Below are 18152 nucleotides of genomic sequence, written 5' to 3'. Positions count from 1 at the left end.
GCAGGGCTTCAGCCGCCGGATTTCGCCGACGTCTGCCTGCTAGCTACGGGGCGGCTTGGTCCCTACCCCGACTGAACTTTCATCAGTAAGTTGTACCTAGCTTGGCTAGGCGCGCACTGCCCGTTACATAAGCGAAGGCTGCCAAGCATCATCATGCCGGCAGCCTTTGAAGGTGCGTACCAGTTAGCGTAATGAACAACGACTTTACTTTTAAGTCCGTCCCTTTTATTCGAAGGAGGCATACCACTTTCTTAGCAGATTAATATGAGCCTGATGATAGCGGCTATGGTCAGCCATATGCCATAATCCCCAGCGAATGGTTGCTTGTTTTTCATTGTGATGACCAAAAGTGACAACATTGCCCAGGTCAGCATCTGTTAATTGTGTACATGTATCTTCCAACATTTGTAGCACACCTTCATTATAAGACATCAATGTGTTCAAAGACATCCCTTCGACCATTGGAAGCCTGTTATTAGCATCTATCATGGGGCCATATTGTTCTTTTAAAGAATCAGGAAAAGGTTGTCCTTTCATTTTATAAACCCAATTCAAATCAACATACATGATATGTTTTATTAACTGTGCAGCGCTGTTGAAATTGTTATCGGGCCCCTTGTAATCTACCTCTTGTTGCGACATACCCTCAGTAATGAATCGTAGTCGCTGGCTATTTTCTTTCACAGCGGAATATAACATTCCCACAACTGGCGACATGTTGGCTTCACCTTCTAAGTCGTAAAACATCGCTAATCCTCCCAATTCCAGCTCTTAGATTCTCCTACATTTTACCACATCATAGATTGAAGAAAACTGCCACGTTACTTCAATAAACATCAAGAGGAGCTAACCTTGCGGCTGCTCCACGCTTACTCCTATAATTGAATAAAGGTCTGGCTATTTTTGATTCCATTCTTCTGCCAAAATTCCATAAACAATGTGGTCAACATAATGGTCATATAACCACTCTGCTTGTCTAATACATCCTTCATTTACAAAGTTTAATCTTTCGGGAATACTCCTACTTTTCTTATTCCCTACCGCAGCCCTAATCTCAACTTTATTTAGGTTTAACTCCCTAATTGCATAATTAGTCAATGCATTAGCCACCTTGGTCATAATTCCATTCCCTTGAAATTCTTTTCCAAGCCAATACCCTATATATGCTGTTTTGTTTGACCAATTTATACTATTGTAGCCTGCAACTCCAACGATTTTCCCTCTAAATAATATAACTGTATTCAGGCTCTTATTTTCAGCGAAACCTTTTAGACATATTTTGATAAACTCTATTGTATCCTCAAGTTGTATTGTAGTATCAAGCCAAGGAAGCCATTCTCTTAGATAGCCTCTTGAATTATTTGTTAATTCAAATACCCTCTCTCCATCCCTTAATTCTATTAGTTTTAAAGATAAGTCCTCATCAATTTTATGTATAAACATTGTATCCCCCCTCCAAATGGTTTATTTTGTATTTTATCACATTTATTTCGAAGGGGGTTGTGTTTTCTTCTTCCACTAATCTGCCCGTTACTTCAACGAAAACAGGGAGCAGCAACTACGGCAATCTGCTCCCTGACTATTCAACTATCGTGCCCGTTAGCGGAACTGAAAAAAGCTAATAGGTTTCAACGATCGGAAGGGTATTTATACGGTGTTTTAAATAGAACTTGATGGCGGCACAGTCGATGTTAATAAACTGCAACGGATCGTTTTGCATCCGTTCAGTCACCTCGTCTACGCTGACCCAGCGGGGATTTTTCGTTTGGTCTCCTTCTTTGAGCAATTCGCCTTCCACCTTGCAAATAAAGTAGTAACCGACCGAATCGATCCCGCCTTTAATCGTTTGGTATGCGGCGAAGGGGCGAATACATTCGACAACTCTATCCGGGTTTATCCCGTCCGTAGTGATTCGCGTATCTTCCCCTTCAACCCACGTGACATCAAGACCAGTTTCTTCCTTCACTTCGCGGCGCAAGGCGGTTAACAACGACTCGAACTGTTCCACCCTACCTCCCGGCAGTTCAAGCTGTTTCGGTTCATTCGGCTTGTTGCGCGTTTGGATAACAATTTCAGTTTTCCCTTCGCGTTCACGCTCTACAATGGCACGGGCATTGACAAAAAACAATTGCACTCACTCCTTTTAAAATATGGATAATATACTAGAAATTCTTTATATTCCTTAACATTCCTGCCGTTCCATTGAAAATTACTGCCAAATAGCTCAATTGACTGCCGATGATGCTGGCAGTCTGATATCATGATGCTCTCGTCTCTGTTAGCGTAGTCTAATTTGTTCAATCACAAGCCGTCCGTTCTTTAGGACATCACGCGTTCCTTCCATTCCTTGACAACATCCTCTATCCCTGACTGTATCGTCGGATATAGATAGGTAAAGCCGGACGCCTTGAGCTTGCCGTTCGAGAAATTCGTATGCGCCGTAGCGTATTCGGTTAACACGGGACCAAGCAGCATCCGGCATAACCATGTTGGCACGTAACGTTTTTTATCCGGTCTTTGGAGCGCCTGGGCGCTGAGTGTCGTAATGTCCGCGCTTCGGATCGGCTGATCGTCAACGAGAATATATCGTTCCCCTGCCTGTCCTTGCTCCAGTAAGAACAAGAACGCTCGGGCGCAGTCTTCCACGTAAATAGGAGAAAATATCGGATTATATCCCTTGAGGCCGATAACCGGCTTGCTCTGCGAGAGCGGCTCCAGGAACAGCTGCGAAAACCACGAATCCGCGCCGTACACTTGTCCCGGGAAAGCCGTTACGATCGGTACGCCTTTGTCCACGTAGGCAGACAGCACATCGACAGAAGGTGCGATGTAAGGTCCCCATCCTTTCGGCTGTGAGCGATAAGATTCCGTGACCGGCTCCTTGTCGCCGCTATCGCCGAAATAGCTGGTGCCTGCCACATATACGAACTTCTTTAGCCTCTGCAGATTGATGTTGTCGAGCAAACAGACGGTCATTTGATAGTGACCTTTTTGATAGGCGCGAGCGACTTTCAAAGTTACTTTCTTCCCCCAGGTTGGAGGAGCCGCCAAATGAATGACATACTCCGCTTCCGAAAGCGCGCTCTGCCAATCACCGACTGTGAGCAAGTCGCCAATAACAACTCGCACCCCTTTACCTTCAAGCTCTTTTGCCTTCTCATTGCTTCGGGTCAAGACCGTAACTTGATGACCTTGACGAAGTGCGACGTTCACCGTTCTGTTACCAATATACCCCGTTCCACCTGTAATAAAGATGTTCATAAACTACTCCCTACCCTGTTGATATATAGTCCTTCTTTCAATATACCATTTTTTTCAATAAATATTTGCATCTAAAGCGTTGCATCGGTTCTTTAAATGATTTTCATTATACTGCCATTTAATTGAGCAAAATCAGCCGATCGTTTCGACTCCCCTGCTTCCGATAACGTGTTTAGCCAAATCGCATGCGAATGATGCGAATATGCAAAAAGAAACCCGCAGGCCAACAGACCGCGGGCTCAATATTATATGAAAAAAGGGGGTCAACTACATCTTATCCGCGGAATGTTAGCGGAATATAAACCGACTGTTACATTTCGATTACACTCCAAAGCGCCATCGAGATAATCGAGGCCTTTTAGGTGATTTAACTATCGTACCCGTTAGTTCAATTGCTATTGCTTTTTTATTACATGTTTAATTTTGATGTGACATGCCGCGCAGTGCACAGCGACGATATAGTTCTTACGACTGCTGAAGAAGGTCCTTAGCTTGTTTTACCCTGTCTATTTTACTATCTTCAATCGCCCAAAAGCGATTACCACTAGGATCAAAAAACATCATCATATCATCCCCACCACCGCCACGCTCTATTTCTCCTACTTGTACACCACTTGCAATCAACTCATCACGTAATCTTCTTATATCAGTAGTGAAAAACTGAATTGAAAAATGGGGATGCGATTTATAATTACCCACGTACCAAATGCTGGATTCGTCTTCTTCCGGACAAAATATTCCGATTTTTTGTCCCGATGGTAATTTTAATTGCGCGATTCCCATTTTCCAGACAAGTTCGCAACCCAAAACCTTAATATACCAATCAATTGAACCTTCGAAATCCTCAACAGGGATACCTAAATGAAATTCACCAGCTTTAACATACTCCATTTTTGATAAACACCACCTAATAATGAATTTACAATTATATTCCATACATTTCTTTACAATCCTGCATGTTAACGTAATAAAGCTACCGTTCAATGCCGGCAGCTTCAATCCTCTTGCGCTAACGTCTTCGTTAGTGGAATAAAATGTTTTGACTTGTATTAACAGTTCTGGGTTAGCTCTTTGTACAATCGCCTGACGGATGGAATTAATCCAGGCCCATATTTTTGTTGTTGTAAATCTGCAACCTCTTGTTCTGTTACAAGTTCTGAAACTAAATAAGCTATTCGACTGCTTTTTATGTAGTCATTATCGAATTTTCTATCAAGTCCTTTGAAATACTCGTCCCAAATGATGTTTGATTGGCTTGATAAACCGTCATCAGATAAGATCATATTAACTATTGAGATGCCACCTACTCCCCATAATGCATCTCCCCAATCAATTATCATAACATTTTCATCTGTTACTGCTATATTTCCTGACCAAAAATCCTTATGAACGCACGTAGATGGAATACTATTCAGATTGTTTACATGATCATCATAATAGTCAGAACTTATGGATAAAAGTCGTTGAATTATTTCGGATTCTTCAGCATTAGAAAACTTTAGGGCCCACCTGCCTACATTATCCACTGCTTCTTGTAAACGTTGGGCCTCACACTGTGGCAAAAATTCTGAAAAGAAAGAACCTTCTATAAACGTCATTCTTTGCAGTTTTCCCAAATTGAACGCTGCCTTTAAAGCATACCTCACCTCAATTCCTTCATAGCAGCATGTTCCAGCGTTTGTAACTAGAATCCATCGCCATGTAGATTCCGGGATCAAATCATCGTTGATAACTTCAGGTACAATGTTAGGTAAAAGTATTTGAAGATGTTTTGTTACCATCGCTTCTTTCCGCTGCCGAGGAGTACCTTTAAGAAAATAAGTCGTGTTATTATTTAGCGATATTTTATAGCATTGTGACCATGCACTATTTTCCCAAGGTATATCGATGTTTTTAACTAAACCATGAAAAATTTCTTTCGATTTACTAAGAGCTTTTTGAGAATCGTTATCCATAATAACCCCCTAAGATCAAGATCAACTACTGTTTATTTCTTAGCTGTTGCTGCATTATCCTGCCAATAGCTTAATGAGGCCGCCTGGTTAATTCCGCGGCGGCCCATGATATATTTGTACTGAATTATCGTACCCTTTAGCTTAATCCAGTCGAGTACGGGACACGCTGGCGAATGCTATCTCAGGTTACATTCAGGATAATGTCCTTTAGTTCAATCAGAGTCTTGATTCGATAGCTGGCCTGTGAGAAGTCATGTGTTTTTGTGAAGTCGTTATGGACAATCGCACAGTCGATACCAGCCGCCACGGCTGAGTTCAACCCTCTGTTTGAATCCTCTACAACCAGGGTCTCTTCTTTGGTAGCTCCGAAGCGCTTTAGGCCGGTCAAGTATGGTTCCGGGTGCGGCTTGGAGCGCTCGTAGTCTTCGCGCACAAGGACGAATTCCATGAATTGTGTAATCTGGCGATTTTCATGAATAAGTTGAAAATCCGCACGTTTTGCAGTCGTCACGATGGCCATGCGGACGTACTTTGACAGTTCGGCTAGAGTTTCAACTACGCCTTCAATCTCTATGGCTTCTGTTCTTAGATATTCCTGATAATAGGCGTTACGGACCTCACGCTGCTTGCTGATGGTCTGTTCATCAATACCTGCCGCCTTTGCTTGGGCCCAAGTGCCCAATGACTGGGTCATGTCGCGGAGGTATTGATCTTTATCCAAGGTAAATCCAATGTCAGCCAGAGCGCGTTCTCCCGCTTTGTAATACCAGAATTCAGTATCAACCAGAACACCATCATGATCGAAGAGTATGTACTTTTTCATTGGTTCGCTCTCCTTTGTCAGCTGCGGCAACCATGAGCGCATTCGAATTACACCTGTCTGGTTAATGTCGCTTAGATAAGATAAGCATTTAAGTTCTTTTGAAGCCGCTCCTTTACAGAATGTGTGCCGTCGACGGCAAATTCCTTGCCGGTGATCATTTCGAAGAGGCGGATATAACGATGCGATAGTTCGATGACAAGGTCATCAGGTGCGGACGGTAGGATTTCATCTTTATATGGGTCGCAATGCTCCCTGAACCAAAGTCGCAAGAATTCTTTGTCAACATTCTCCGGTTCCTTACCCTCGGCTAACCTCGATTCGAATGTCTCTTTAATCCAATAGCGGGAAGAATCGGGTGTATGTATCTCGTCGATGAGAAGAATCTCCCCTTTGTCATCAATACCGAATTCATATTTGGTATCTACAAGGATTAATCCGTTCCTAGCTGCGATCTCTGTGCCTCTGGCAAAGAGTGAGAACGCGATTTTTTGAAAATACTCCCAAGTCTCTTTGTCAATTAGGCCTTCGTCAACGATTTGGGTAGCCGAAACCGATTCGTCATGTAATGCTGATTTCTTTGAAGGAGTCAGGATCGGTTTCTCAAACTTCTGATTTCTCTTCATTCCATCGGGTAGGATGTTGCCACACATGTCTCGGATACCTTGTGAGTATTGGACCCAAGCTGAGGTATCAGTCGAGCCCGTAAGATAGGCTCTCACTACGAATTCGACCGGAAATACCTTGCATTTCTTTCCTATAGTAACATTCGGGTCCGGGATTTTTATTACGTGGTTGCGGATTATATCCGAGGTATTTTCAAACCAAAAAGCGCTAATCTGGTTTAATACTTGGCCTTTAAACGGAATGTTGGCAAGAATCCTGTCAAATGCACTTTGGCGGTCTGTGGTGATAAGGATTAGAGAATCACCCAGATCATATGTGTCACGAACTTTATCTTTCCTGAATCCAGGTACATTCAGAAATGATGTGTCATCGAGGCAGTTCATTAGGTTTTTTCGAATCATTTCTTTGGATATCATGCAAGCCCACCTGACCTTTCATTAATTAAAATAAAAAAAAAGCATCTGATCTGAGATCAAATACTTTGCCCAGGCGTACGGCTTATGAAATATGTGCTCCCCCGTAGTTACCTACGTTACGCCAGTCACACATATTTTAATACAATACTATAATATCAAACAATTCCATTATTTCCAATACTGTTTTTGTTTATATTTACATTGTGCTTATTGGAACTAACCTGCCCGTTAGCACAACCATTGCTTATTCACCCAGTGTTACTCTTGGATTTGAATATTGTGTTCCTTACACCATTCAATTACTAATACCTTGATCCTACTTTCTTTGTACTTATACCAATGTTTATCGACACCATGTTCTATTATTCCATCTTTAAATCTCCGAAATGCTCTTTTTCCTTGAATGGCATCATACAGTTCTTCCCTAATGTCTTCATCCTCTAGAGTCCCGATAAAATCCTGTATGATTTCATATTCGTTGTAATCGTTTCTTAACGTGAAGTCAAGGTAAACCCCGTCTTCATCCTCAATAATGCTTATGGCTTTTTCAATATTATCTCTTTGCCATTCAGGAAAATTTTCAAGTGGTTTTTCATCTTCTGCAGCCCCAATCTCTTCTCTCATTAATGTAATTACTTCTCCTGTTTTGGTGTTTATAAAAGTAAAAGTATCTTCAATTTGAAGTTCAATTTCACCGACTAGATCATCCAACTTTACTGGTTTGTTATTCCTCATTTGTCTTTTTCCCCTTTCGATTCATTCAAACATCTTTTCCAAAAAACAATCAAAGCTACCTAATCGGCAGCTTCGAACATGATTTGATTAAATTATACCAATTTTGTAGCCACTGAACTATCCTGCCAGTTAGCGCAACGACGGCAGCCGAACATTTGGCCGGCTGCCGTCGTGTGACAATAGAGCTATCGTGTCCGTTAGCGGAATGACTAATTTTCAATAAAAGTACTTGAACTATTTTACATCGATGGAGACGCTACCGAATAATTCTCCACCTAAATAGGCATTAAGTTTCCATTTTCCTGAATTAGGTAGTTCTAGACCTGAAGGTAAATGAGCATCCGCCCTATTGTTTGGACCACCTAAACCGTAATTGTACTCCCATACATATTTTTTATCCGGAGTTCCCATTCCCTCAAGCAAAACTTGATGCTTTTCGCCTGTTTTCAGATCAATGGCTTCAACTTTAAAGGGAACTCGAGCTAATTCTTCTTTCGTACCCCAGAAATGCCACATGTACTTATTCGGTTTATTCGCAACAAAACCGCTAGGAGCTAAAATACCAATTCTTCCTTCAATGCCCTGTAACGTATATACTCCGCTCTTGAATGTAGGGCTTGCTTGAACATCAACATCTTGTTTTTTACATCCAATTGTTGTTGAAGTAATTAACATGAGAATAAGTAAAACAATAATATTTTTCATAAATTCCTCCTTTTCATGACAAAGTTATTGTTATTTTAGACGTATTATATCACCCACTAGTTGCGTTAAACTGCCCCGTTACTTCAATAAAGAAGGGAGCAGTTGCCGCGGCGATCTGCTCCCTGTCTAATTCCACAATCGTACCCGTTAGCGGAATGATTACACGAATCGACGGCCTAGATGCAAGCTGATATACGACGACCTATTAGGTTACGAACTTAGGGTATAAGGTCTCAAGCCAAAAGAAAACGTCGTCCGTTCATTCGGCAGCGACTCGACTCGAATTTCGCCGTTTTGTTTTTCAGCCAGCTTTTTGGCAATCGTGAGCCCGAGACCGTTCCCTTGTAACCCAGAGTTTCGTGAGGCTTCGCCCGTATAAAGCCGCTCGAATATATGCGGAAGATCGGCCGACCGAATTCCCGGGCCGCGATCCCAAACGTCGATCCATACGAGCTCACGATCGCGGCGCAGCGAAATGCCGATCACCCCGCCGGATTTGCCGTATCGAATGGCATTGGAGATCAGATTATACAGGATGCGTTCGATAAAATGCGGCTCCCCCCACACGTATACCGCTTCAAACGGGATGTCGATCTGCGGTTCGATCGCGTTGTTTTCGAATTCGCGGTCGAATGCGGAGGCGATTTCGTCTACCTTTTCGGGCAAATTAACTTGGACTAGCTTGTGCAATGTATCGTCGGCCTCTAGCTTCGCAAGCTGGAAAAATTCGCGGAACAATCGCGACAACCGCTCTCCCTTCTGCAGCACGACGAGCAAATATTTACTTCTCTCTTCTTGCGATAGCGAAGAAGCATCTGAATGCAGCGCCTCTACATACCCCAGCATCGTCGCGAGCGGCGTTTGCAAATCGTGCGACATGTTGGAAATCATCTGTTCCCGGGATTGTTCCAGGAATTGCGCCTTCTTGAACGTCGACTGGTGCTGGTCGAGTAGTAGGTTCAATTGTTCGCATAAAGTTCGAATCGAGCGATTCGCCGCGCGGATCCGAAACCGGCGGTTCGGATTACCGGTGAGCACATCCTCTAGCACCTCGCTGATCTTTCGCAGGTCGCTTGTCTCCCGGCGGCGCCGCATCCAAAACATGACGAGCAGAACAGCCGCAGCAATGACGAGCATCCACATGTTAATCACCCCCTAGCTTGTAGCCGACGCCCCATACCGTCTGAATATATTTTGGACGTGAAGGGTCTTTTTCGATCTTCGAGCGCAACCGGCGCATATGAACCATGATCGTATTTTCGTCGGACAAGTATTCCTGTTTCCACACGCTTTGGAAAATTTCCAGCTTCGAAAACACTTTCGAAGGTGCCGACATCAACAGCTTCAAAATTTCAAATTCGGTCGGAGAGAGCGTTTGAAGCCGCCCGTCTACCGTCACCTCATGGGTTGATTCGTTCATATACAGGCCTTGGTACGTAATTTCTTGGCCTGAGGTTTTAGCGGGTCCGCTAAGCTCTAGGTAACGCCGAAGCAGCGCCTTGACGCGGGCGATAAATTCCCCCAGCCCAAACGGTTTACACAAATAGTCGTCCGCGCCCAAGCGCAAGCCGATGATTTTATCCAACTCGTCGTTTTTCGAAGAAATGATCAGCACTGGGACGTTCCCGCATTTGCGGACGATCTCGAGCAGCCCATACCCGTCGACCTTCGGAATCATGAGGTCCAGGACGACGAGATGGCAATCGGTTTGCTTAAGCAAGGAAATGGCCGACTCCCCGTCCCATGCGGAGATCACCAGGCAGTCTTCTTTTTGCAAGTATGTTTTCAAAAGCTCGTGGATCTCGAGGTCGTCTTCGACAAGTAGCACTACAGGCGTCATGCACCTATCCATCCTTTAGTCCGGAATTTGCGTTCGCTATTATTATAGATTGAAAATACTCGTCAAAAAAGAAAGTAAGACTTTTGTAAGATATTTTTTAGGCCGTTGTCGGATTGCTGTCGGCCGATTCATGGTATGGTTGGGACACGGACAAAATACCTATCTTTTTACAGGAGGAAGCTATGGAATATGTGCTGCGAACCCATCATCTAAGCAAGCATTATAGAGCCTTCAAAGCTGTCGACGACGTGAACATTTCAATTCAGCAAGGGGAAATATACGGGTTTCTCGGGCAAAATGGGGCCGGCAAAACAACGACGATCCGCATGATCATGGGTTTGATCCGCCCGACGGAAGGCTATGTGGAGCTGTTCGGCGAAAAGATCACCGGCGGTAGCACCGTTTTTGACCGCATTGGCTCGATCATCGAATTTCCCGGATTTTATCCGAACCTGACCGTCGTTGAAAACTTGGAAATTCACCGCCGGCTCGTCGGTTTCCCGAACCGAGGCTCCATCGAGCAGGCACTGCATACGACGGGCATTTGGGAAGCGCGTAACCGACTCGCGAAACGACTGTCACTTGGGATGAAACAAAGGCTCGGTATCGCCAGAGCGCTCCTGCACCAGCCGGAGCTGCTCATTCTCGACGAACCGACAAACGGCCTCGATCCAATCGGCATTAAGGAAATCCGCCAGTTGATCATCGATTTGGCGAAACAGAATAACTTGACGATCCTCATATCGAGCCATATCTTAAGCGAAATCGAGCAGCTCGCGACCAAAATCGGGATTTTGCATCGCGGATGCTTGCTGGAGGAAGTTCTGCTGGAGGAGCTTCGCCGCAAAAACCGCAACTATATCGAAGCTGCCGTGGGCGAGGATCACAAAACGCTGATGCTGCTGGAACAGCATATGCACATTACCGATTATCACCGGCCGGAGCCGGGCGTCATCCGAATCTACGAACGGCTTGCGGAGTCGGCCGCCATCAATCGGCTGCTCGTCCAGCATGGGGTCGATGTGAAAGAAATCAGCGTGGTTAAAGCGACTTTGGAGGATTATTTTATTAACCTGACGGGAGGTGGCCCGCTTGCTTAATTTGGTCATGATCGAAATTCGAAAGCTGAAGCGGTCCATGTTTTTATGGCTGATTCCGGCCGGCACCGTCATGACGGCTATTCTGGAATATGGGTCGGTTCTGTACCAACAAGATCATAACCCGGGCTCGATGCTGAACTGGGATTGGCTCGTGTTTACGAATTTCAGGTATACGACGATGCTCATTTCTCCGGTGCTGTTTGCTTTGCTTATGGGATATTTGGTCGCTAAGGAGTTCCATGAAAAAACGATCAACACGCTGTTTACCTACACGATCAGTCGAGTACAAATCCTGATGGCTAAATATTTGGTCATCGTCCCGGTTATCTTCATTTTTCTTGTTCTTGGATTTGTGCTTACGCTCGGCGCCGGTTTTCTCGTCGATCACCCGCCGCTTACCGCCGACCTGTTATCGAAATACGTCGAAGCGTTTTTGTGGCTGACGTTGATGACCTACGCCTTCATCCCGATCGCCGCGACCGTCAGCATCGTTTGGAAAAGCTATTTGGCCAGCATCGTCATGGGGATCCTCGCGCTTGTGTGCGGGGCTGTGTTTTCGAACTCCCCCGAGCTTGGCATCGTATTTCCATGGAGCGCCCCGATCGTGATGGTAACCGGATTTGTCCAGACCGCTCTTCCCCACAGCGGGAACGTTGATTATTCCACGGGAACCATCTCGCTCGCGGTCACCTTTCTCATTCCTTTTATTTTTAATATCTTTTATATTCGAAGGATGGATATCGACAATGATTAGACGGAACGTTCCCAACCAGTTGAGGAAAAGCGCAAAGCGGACGAAAACCGTGGTATTGATCACCTTGTGTTTCACCGTCGTTAGCGCCCTCTCTCTTCTGCTGAAGAAGGGATTGCCGCACAACTGGACTTCCGGCATGGTCGAACGATTCTGGGCGCATGTGGGCAGCAACTCGATGTATTTGTCGTTTTTCGCGATCGGTTTGCTCGTCGTCAAGATCGTCAATAAAAATCTGAAAACGGTCTGTTCGCACCAACGGATCGTAATGAGAATATTAAAGTTTTTCGCCAAGCATCATATTGCGGTAGGCTGGGCCGGACTTGCGCTTGCCATTTCCCATAGCGCATATTACTTAATCTTGCTATCGCCGAAAGTCATCGACACGTATACCGGCATCCTCGCCCTCCTTGGTATGGGGGCGGTAACCTGGATTGGCAGGGTGCTTCAGAAGAGGGCCAACCATGAAAAAGCGCGCCACTTTCATATGTACGTTGGGATTGTTTTTATCGCGATATTGCTGTTGCACGATTATTATGCCGGGATTCATCACGACATGGGGATTTACGAGGAGCACTTTGGGAAATAAAAGTCTTTCCACGATGAGATACGTCTTCTCCAACGGGAGGAGTCCGTAGAATTGGAGTTGGCCGTCCATCTTCGCATGAACGGCCTCTACTGTAGCCTGAACATGAAGCTATCGTCTCCGTTAGTGCAATTACCCTAACATTTAGACTTTAATAAAAAATAACCTAACCCTGCCAGGGGGGTAGATTTAATCCTGTTGTTTAGGAGGGAGACTGTAAACCACTTTTCCTTTTTCATTTAGGAATTCGAGTATTGGAACATCGTTAGCATCTATCACTAAGCGGATACGTTCTTGTCCTTTGCTGTCAGATAATTTAACTCCAACAGAACCGTCTTGGGATCGGTCCATTCGTGCTCTTGTCACCCCATTTGGTCGATCATAAAGAACGTAACCATACATACGGTCTCCAATCGTACTCTCATGAAAATACATTTGCGTAACTTGGTCACCCTTATAGCCATCGAAAGTCAACGAGGCCATCGAATTAATTTTTGGGTTAATCTGTTTTTTCTTTAGAAATCCATAAAACAACATAACAATTCCTACAAACACAAATGTTGTAACGAACACATTGTCGTTCATACTCACCCAAGGATCACCTAAATTTTTGTGTATGAAGATAATATTCAATTGGATTCCAACGACTGACTTACAAGCATATGGTACAAGCCCTTGGTGGCTATCAACTGCTCATGCGTGCCCGACTCGGCAATAACGCCTTGATCCAACACGAGAATAAGGTCCGCATTTCGGATCGTGCTGAGCCGGTGTGCGATAATGAGCGTCGTTCGGTCTTTTAAAAACGTACCCATATTATGTTGGATTGTCTTTTCGGATTCGTTGTCGAGCGCGCTCGTCGCTTCGTCAAAAATCAGGATGCGCGGGTTCCCGATCAGTGCTCTGGCGATGGCGATGCGCTGACGTTGCCCGCCGGACAGGCTGGCCCCCCGTTCCCCGACCTGCGTGTTATAACCGTTTGGAAATGTAGCTATAAACTCATGGGCTCCTGCAAGCATCGAGGCGGCCGTCACTTCATCCATCGAGGCGTCAGGAAAGTGATAAGTGATATTTTCGCGAATCGTTCCGCTGAACAGTGCCGCTTCTTGCTGGACGATACCGATTTGCCTGCGGAGCGCAGCGGCCTGCACTTGCTTCAAATCACGCCCGTCGATGCGGATCGTTCCGCTGCTGGGCTTGTACAGCTTGAGCAATAGATTGGCCACGGTCGATTTCCCCGACCCGCTTCGACCAACAACCGCAAGCGTCTGGCCCGGCGTCATTTCGAAGGAAACGTTCTGTAGTACGTTTTTTCCTTCGGAATCGTAGCGAAACGAAACACGTTCGAATTCTACCTTTCCCTTCAGCTTGGGCAGCTCAGCTAGCCGGGTCGGCTCCGTTTCTTCCTGCTCCGACTCGAACACGTCTTCAAGTCGTTCCAAAGCAATACGCACTCCCTGAAATTCATCCCACAATCCGATTAAGCCGAGTGCTGCGCCGGTCACGAGGCCGTTTACCGCGGTGAAAGCCATCAACTCCCCGACGGTCAGCTGTTCCCCTATGATCGAGACAGATCCCGAATACATTATGGTTACCGCGCTTATGGTTTGCAGCAGCGTGGCGGCCGTACCGGAAAAGATGCCGATTTTCCAGCTCTTCATCTGCACGATGGCCGATTGGCGGAACTTGTCCTCCGCTTTCTTGCGTACCTCCTCTTCTGCCGCGAGCGCCTTCACGGTCCGCATGGAGCCAATCGCTTCCACCAGTACGTTCTGCAGCTCGACGTCCGCCTGGAACTGCTTCCTGCCGTTACGTTTCAAGATAGGGGTCACGATCAGCGTCAGCGCGATGAAGCAGGGAATGAACGCCAGCGCAATCGAGGCAAGCCTCACGCTATATGTAAACATCACGCCGATGTAAACGACGATCGTCAAAACATCCAGAACGGCATTCATGCTGTTCGATACGAGAAAATGGCGAATCACCTGGTTTTCCCCGGCGCGCGTCAGGATATCGCCCACTTTCCGCGTTGCGAAATAGCGCATGGGCAGGCGAAACACTTGTCGGTAAAAAGCCATGACCATCTCCATATCGATTTTCATGAACGTGCCTGCAACGATCCACTGTCTGACCGCTTGTACAAGCATCATCACCAAGGAGACGCCCAGCATGACGAAGAGCAATAGGTTCAACTCGTCATATTGCCGTCCGACTAGCACGCGGTCGATCACCCGCTGGGTAAAAAGCGGAAGCGCCAGGTTGATGACCTGCAGCAGCAGCGTCAAACAAACGATCAGGAGCAGCGTCATCTTTCGAGAAGCAAAAAAGGCCCAGTAGCGCCTGAAAGAAGGTTTCGATTCCTCCTGGACAAAAAAAGCTTCAGTCGGCTGTAGAAAAACCGCGCTCAGCGTCCATCCCTTCATAAATTCTTCGTGAGAATAAGTCAGCAGTCCGATCGCCGGGTCGGCCACAGTTACGGATCGATCGTCCACGCTAACGACCACCACATAATGATTGCCTTTCCAATGGGCAATTGCCGGAAGGACACGCTCGGAAAGCCCCTTCTGACTGCTGCGGACCGCCTCCGCCTGAAAGCCTATCCGTTCAGCGGTTTTGCACAGATGGTACAAGGTCGTTCCGTCCAGGCCGACTTGCGCCAGTTCCCGCAGACGGTGAATACTGAGCCGTTTACCGTAGTGCCGAGCGATCATGGAGAGGCAGGAAGGCCCACAGTCCATCTCGCTTTGCTGAATAAAAACCGGAAACGATTTCCATGGTATCCGAACCCTCCTCCCTACGTATCGCCAGGCTAATTCCTCACCGGATTCCGCTCCAGCTTCATAACTTGCCCTCACCTCAGCAGTCGCGGTTCCAGCCGATTCCGGATCCCGGGGGTCCTCCACATTCTGCAAATAAGCCGACGCAATGCCGATTATCGTTTCCCTGACCTTCGGAAATTGCAGGATCAGCCTATCAAAATCAAGCTTGGCCAGCCGGAAAACCGATACCGGCTCGTCCGCTGTAATCGTGGCCCTGCGTGGTTCCCCGGTAAGCAACGCGAGCTCCCCGAAAAACTCTCCAGCCTTCACCGTATTGAGCTTGCGGTTTCCTTCGCTATCCTTCCATACGGTAGCCGTACCGGTTCGAACGATGTAGAAAGCGTCTCCTACTTCCCCTTCCCGTACAATGGGCTCGCCGACGGCATATTCTTTAACAACCAGATGATCCAGCAGCGAACGCAGCTCTTGATGTTGAAGCGGGGAAAAAAGCGCCGTCCGCTTCAAAAAATTGCGCATCGCATCGTCGGCCAAGTGCTCCAGCAAATAAACCTTAAGATCAGGATGCTTGTTGATCATTTGCATAAACATGCTTTTCGACAATCGCAGGAGCTCCAGCTTCGTCGAAGCCCGCAATGTATGTTCGTTTACTTCATCCTTTAGCAGCCCTTCCTGCCCGAAATGCTCGCCGGCTTCCATCAATCCGTAATTCAGCTCTTTGCCGTCCGGAAGCTGCCCTATAATCCGGACTTTGCCTGATAGAATGAGATGAAACGCATCCGCACGTTCCCCCGCCTGAATAATCGTATCTCCCATTTGGAATGAAACAGTTGTAAAAGAGCTAAAAATCTCTTTCCTTTCCTGCGGCGAAAGCACTTGAAAAATAGGGATTTTATCCAGAACCATTCGATGCATCTCGAGCATATCCGTTCCTCCCCATCCCTCATGTCGGCGTATCGCCTGCCAAATAACGCCAAAGCTTGACCTCTACATCCGAGCGTTTGACCGCTTCGCCCAGCCATTCGTCGAACAGTAAATTGGCGAGATGTGACCGAAGGTCTTCGGTCAGTTCGGCCGGGGCAACCTCCCAAACATGCAGCAGGCGCCAGCCGGAGCCAGCCGGGAAAGGCCCTCCCGTTTGTCCGGGCTCGGCACCAAAGACGAAGGCTTCCTCTTCGGCGGTGAGCGCAGCCCTTTCCACCCATCCTACATAACCGCCGTTATACCGGCTGCTGGCGTTCAAGCAATACGTTTGCGCCAGCTGTAAGAACGATTCGCCATCCTCACTCTGAAAGAGCAATTCCTGCGCCTGTTCCCTTGTGCCGACGACCAATTGGGACAGGTTCGCACGATCGAAAGACCGCCGGTTTTGCAGAAAATAAGCTTGGATCCGGGATTCCGTAACAATCCGTTTCACTTTTTCCTCCAGAATACGGGCCCTGGCGCTTTCGAAAAGATCCTCGGTCTCGAGCCCACGCTGTTCCAGCCAAGTCATCGTTTCCGCCGCACTATAGAGCCCCATTTGCAGCCTGATCTCATTGACTTTCGCTTTCCATTCCGGTTCGTCGACGGAAATTTGACGTTATTCTGCATATTGCAGAATAACGGCCCTTCGAATCATGCTCTCAACGGCGGGGAAATCCTCCTCTATGTAGGCAAATCTCAATAGATCGTCCAATTGCCATTCCCATCCGTTCACACTTAGCGCCGTGAGTTCCATCCCGCTCATTGGTCACCTCATTTTCGCTTAAAAGAAAGAACCTAACGGCCGTTAGGTTCTTTCTGTCCTTTCAATGCCACGTTCAAACGTGGGATCGGATCAGGGTTTTGGGCCTGCACTGCCTGCATTGAATGAAGGCGGCGGCGTAAACTTAACATTCGGGTTAACATAGACAGGCGGCTGTGTGCCATTCGATGTTAAAGTCTGACCTGGAGAGACGATAAGATTACCGTCCTTTAATATAACATCGGCCGGCTTGGTTGTGGTTACGTTCGTACTGTACGATGGCGGTGCATCTATGTGTACTCCTTGAGGAGCACCCGGGGGGATAATCTTCGGTGGCGGCGGAAGAATTTGCCCGAACCCTCCGGTTGTTTCCTTCATTTCCTGCTCCGAAAGTGGTTTCTCCAGATCGTCAAGTCTGACGTTCTTTGCAGCCTTTTTCCTAGGCATCGAAATACTCCTCCTTCTGAAGGTAGAAAAAATTTCCAATACTCAGAACACATCAATCATACCATGGAATAGAATATTTTGTAACTTTATATTTGTTGTGGTTAACCGATCCTGTCAGTTGAAATTGCTCATCGTCTTTCGGTCCTATGCATTCGTTTATGGCAAAATGTATTTAATTAGCACGCCGCCGACTTTGTCGGCTTCCGCGGCAATCTCCCCCCTGGATCGTTCAACTATCGTCCCCGTTAGCCCTCCATGCCCTGTCGGGCAACACAGATAATGAAAATTGGGGCTATCCGTTCTATAATTATATTACGGCTGGCGAGGGAGGTCGATGAACTATGGTGTCGCGAACCCTACCGTTAGTCTGACCCCAGCGACCTTGGTGCACCACGGAATGTCGCTC

Annotated in this window: 19 protein-coding genes and 1 riboswitch; of the genes, 3 read left to right on the top strand and 16 right to left on the bottom strand. The window is 46.6% G+C overall.

The window, feature by feature from the left end:
- Positions 1–225: 225 nt before the first annotated feature.
- The 12 genes from D7M11_RS35715 to D7M11_RS35660 all read right to left on the bottom strand — a co-directional run bounded on the left by D7M11_RS35715 (position 226) and on the right by D7M11_RS35660 (position 10359).
- On the bottom strand, positions 226–747 hold the full coding sequence (locus D7M11_RS35715) for a DinB family protein (RefSeq protein ID WP_120752040.1): 522 nt from the start codon (positions 745–747) through the stop codon (positions 226–228).
- Positions 748–897: 150 nt separating this feature from the next.
- Positions 898–1443 (bottom strand): GNAT family N-acetyltransferase, encoded by a 546-nt coding sequence (locus tag D7M11_RS35710; RefSeq protein ID WP_120752039.1) that lies wholly within the window; start codon positions 1441–1443, stop codon positions 898–900.
- A gap of 175 nt (positions 1444–1618) precedes the next feature.
- Entirely contained in the window at positions 1619–2128 is a 510-nt protein-coding gene (locus D7M11_RS35705) for an NUDIX hydrolase (RefSeq protein WP_120752038.1), read from the bottom strand.
- A gap of 191 nt (positions 2129–2319) precedes the next feature.
- Positions 2320–3261: an NAD-dependent epimerase/dehydratase family protein gene (locus D7M11_RS35700; protein ID WP_120752037.1), complete on the bottom strand. Its 942-nt coding sequence runs from the start codon at positions 3259–3261 to the stop codon at positions 2320–2322.
- A gap of 465 nt (positions 3262–3726) precedes the next feature.
- The gene (locus D7M11_RS35695) at positions 3727–4152 is read right to left on the bottom strand and encodes a VOC family protein (protein ID WP_158607020.1); all 426 of its coding nucleotides are present in this window, start codon (positions 4150–4152) and stop codon (positions 3727–3729) included.
- A 158-nt stretch (positions 4153–4310) separates the two neighbouring features.
- Positions 4311–5216, bottom strand: a complete 906-nt coding sequence (locus D7M11_RS35690) for a phosphotransferase (protein WP_120752035.1) — start codon at positions 5214–5216, stop codon at positions 4311–4313.
- 181 nt (positions 5217–5397) lie between these two features.
- Positions 5398–6039, bottom strand: coding sequence for an HAD family hydrolase (locus tag D7M11_RS35685; protein ID WP_120752034.1), 642 nt, complete (start codon positions 6037–6039; stop codon positions 5398–5400).
- A 71-nt stretch (positions 6040–6110) separates the two neighbouring features.
- Positions 6111–7079 (bottom strand): phosphoribosylaminoimidazolesuccinocarboxamide synthase, encoded by a 969-nt coding sequence (locus D7M11_RS35680; RefSeq protein ID WP_120752033.1) that lies wholly within the window; start codon positions 7077–7079, stop codon positions 6111–6113.
- Positions 7080–7139: 60 nt separating this feature from the next.
- A riboswitch (ZMP/ZTP riboswitch) is annotated at positions 7140–7218 on the bottom strand.
- A 119-nt stretch (positions 7219–7337) separates the two neighbouring features.
- Positions 7338–7814, bottom strand: coding sequence for a UPF0158 family protein (locus tag D7M11_RS35675; RefSeq protein WP_120752032.1), 477 nt, complete (start codon positions 7812–7814; stop codon positions 7338–7340).
- A 234-nt stretch (positions 7815–8048) separates the two neighbouring features.
- Positions 8049–8519, bottom strand: coding sequence for a DUF4871 domain-containing protein (locus D7M11_RS35670; protein WP_120752031.1), 471 nt, complete (start codon positions 8517–8519; stop codon positions 8049–8051).
- 210 nt (positions 8520–8729) lie between these two features.
- A complete protein-coding gene (locus D7M11_RS35665; protein ID WP_120752030.1) occupies positions 8730–9662 on the bottom strand; it encodes a sensor histidine kinase in 933 nt (310 codons plus the stop codon).
- 1 nt (position 9663) lies between these two features.
- A complete protein-coding gene (locus D7M11_RS35660) occupies positions 9664–10359 on the bottom strand; it encodes a response regulator transcription factor (RefSeq protein WP_120752029.1) in 696 nt (231 codons plus the stop codon).
- 182 nt (positions 10360–10541) lie between these two features.
- Here D7M11_RS35660 and D7M11_RS35655 point away from each other — a divergent pair, with 182 nt between their 5' ends.
- Genes D7M11_RS35655 through D7M11_RS35645 form a run of 3 tightly spaced genes read left to right on the top strand, consistent with a single transcriptional unit; the run spans position 10542 to position 12799 of the window.
- The gene (locus tag D7M11_RS35655; RefSeq protein ID WP_120752028.1) at positions 10542–11459 is read left to right on the top strand and encodes an ABC transporter ATP-binding protein; all 918 of its coding nucleotides are present in this window, start codon (positions 10542–10544) and stop codon (positions 11457–11459) included.
- Positions 11452–12213: an ABC transporter permease gene (locus tag D7M11_RS35650; protein ID WP_120752027.1), complete on the top strand. Its 762-nt coding sequence runs from the start codon at positions 11452–11454 to the stop codon at positions 12211–12213. The genes D7M11_RS35655 and D7M11_RS35650 overlap by 8 nt, the downstream gene beginning before the upstream one ends.
- The gene (locus tag D7M11_RS35645) at positions 12206–12799 is read left to right on the top strand and encodes a hypothetical protein (RefSeq protein WP_120752026.1); all 594 of its coding nucleotides are present in this window, start codon (positions 12206–12208) and stop codon (positions 12797–12799) included. The genes D7M11_RS35650 and D7M11_RS35645 overlap by 8 nt, the downstream gene beginning before the upstream one ends.
- 186 nt (positions 12800–12985) lie before the next feature.
- Here D7M11_RS35645 and D7M11_RS35640 read toward each other — a convergent pair whose 3' ends face one another.
- From D7M11_RS35640 to D7M11_RS35625, 4 genes are all read right to left on the bottom strand, one after another.
- Positions 12986–13387, bottom strand: a complete 402-nt coding sequence (locus tag D7M11_RS35640) for a hypothetical protein (protein WP_147433562.1) — start codon at positions 13385–13387, stop codon at positions 12986–12988.
- A 38-nt stretch (positions 13388–13425) separates the two neighbouring features.
- Entirely contained in the window at positions 13426–16389 is a 2964-nt protein-coding gene (locus tag D7M11_RS35635; protein ID WP_193556366.1) for a peptidase domain-containing ABC transporter, read from the bottom strand.
- A 127-nt stretch (positions 16390–16516) separates the two neighbouring features.
- Positions 16517–17095, bottom strand: coding sequence for a peptidylprolyl isomerase (locus D7M11_RS35630; protein WP_120752023.1), 579 nt, complete (start codon positions 17093–17095; stop codon positions 16517–16519).
- A gap of 297 nt (positions 17096–17392) precedes the next feature.
- Positions 17393–17746: a hypothetical protein gene (locus D7M11_RS35625; RefSeq protein ID WP_120752022.1), complete on the bottom strand. Its 354-nt coding sequence runs from the start codon at positions 17744–17746 to the stop codon at positions 17393–17395.
- Positions 17747–18152: the final 406 nt, after the last annotated feature.

The organism is Paenibacillus ginsengarvi, assembly GCF_003626695.1.
Classification (GTDB): Bacteria; Bacillota; Bacilli; order Paenibacillales; family NBRC-103111; genus Paenibacillus_AB; species Paenibacillus_AB ginsengarvi.
Note: the sequence above shows the minus strand (reverse complement) of the source record. Positions and strands in the feature narration are given on the sequence as shown.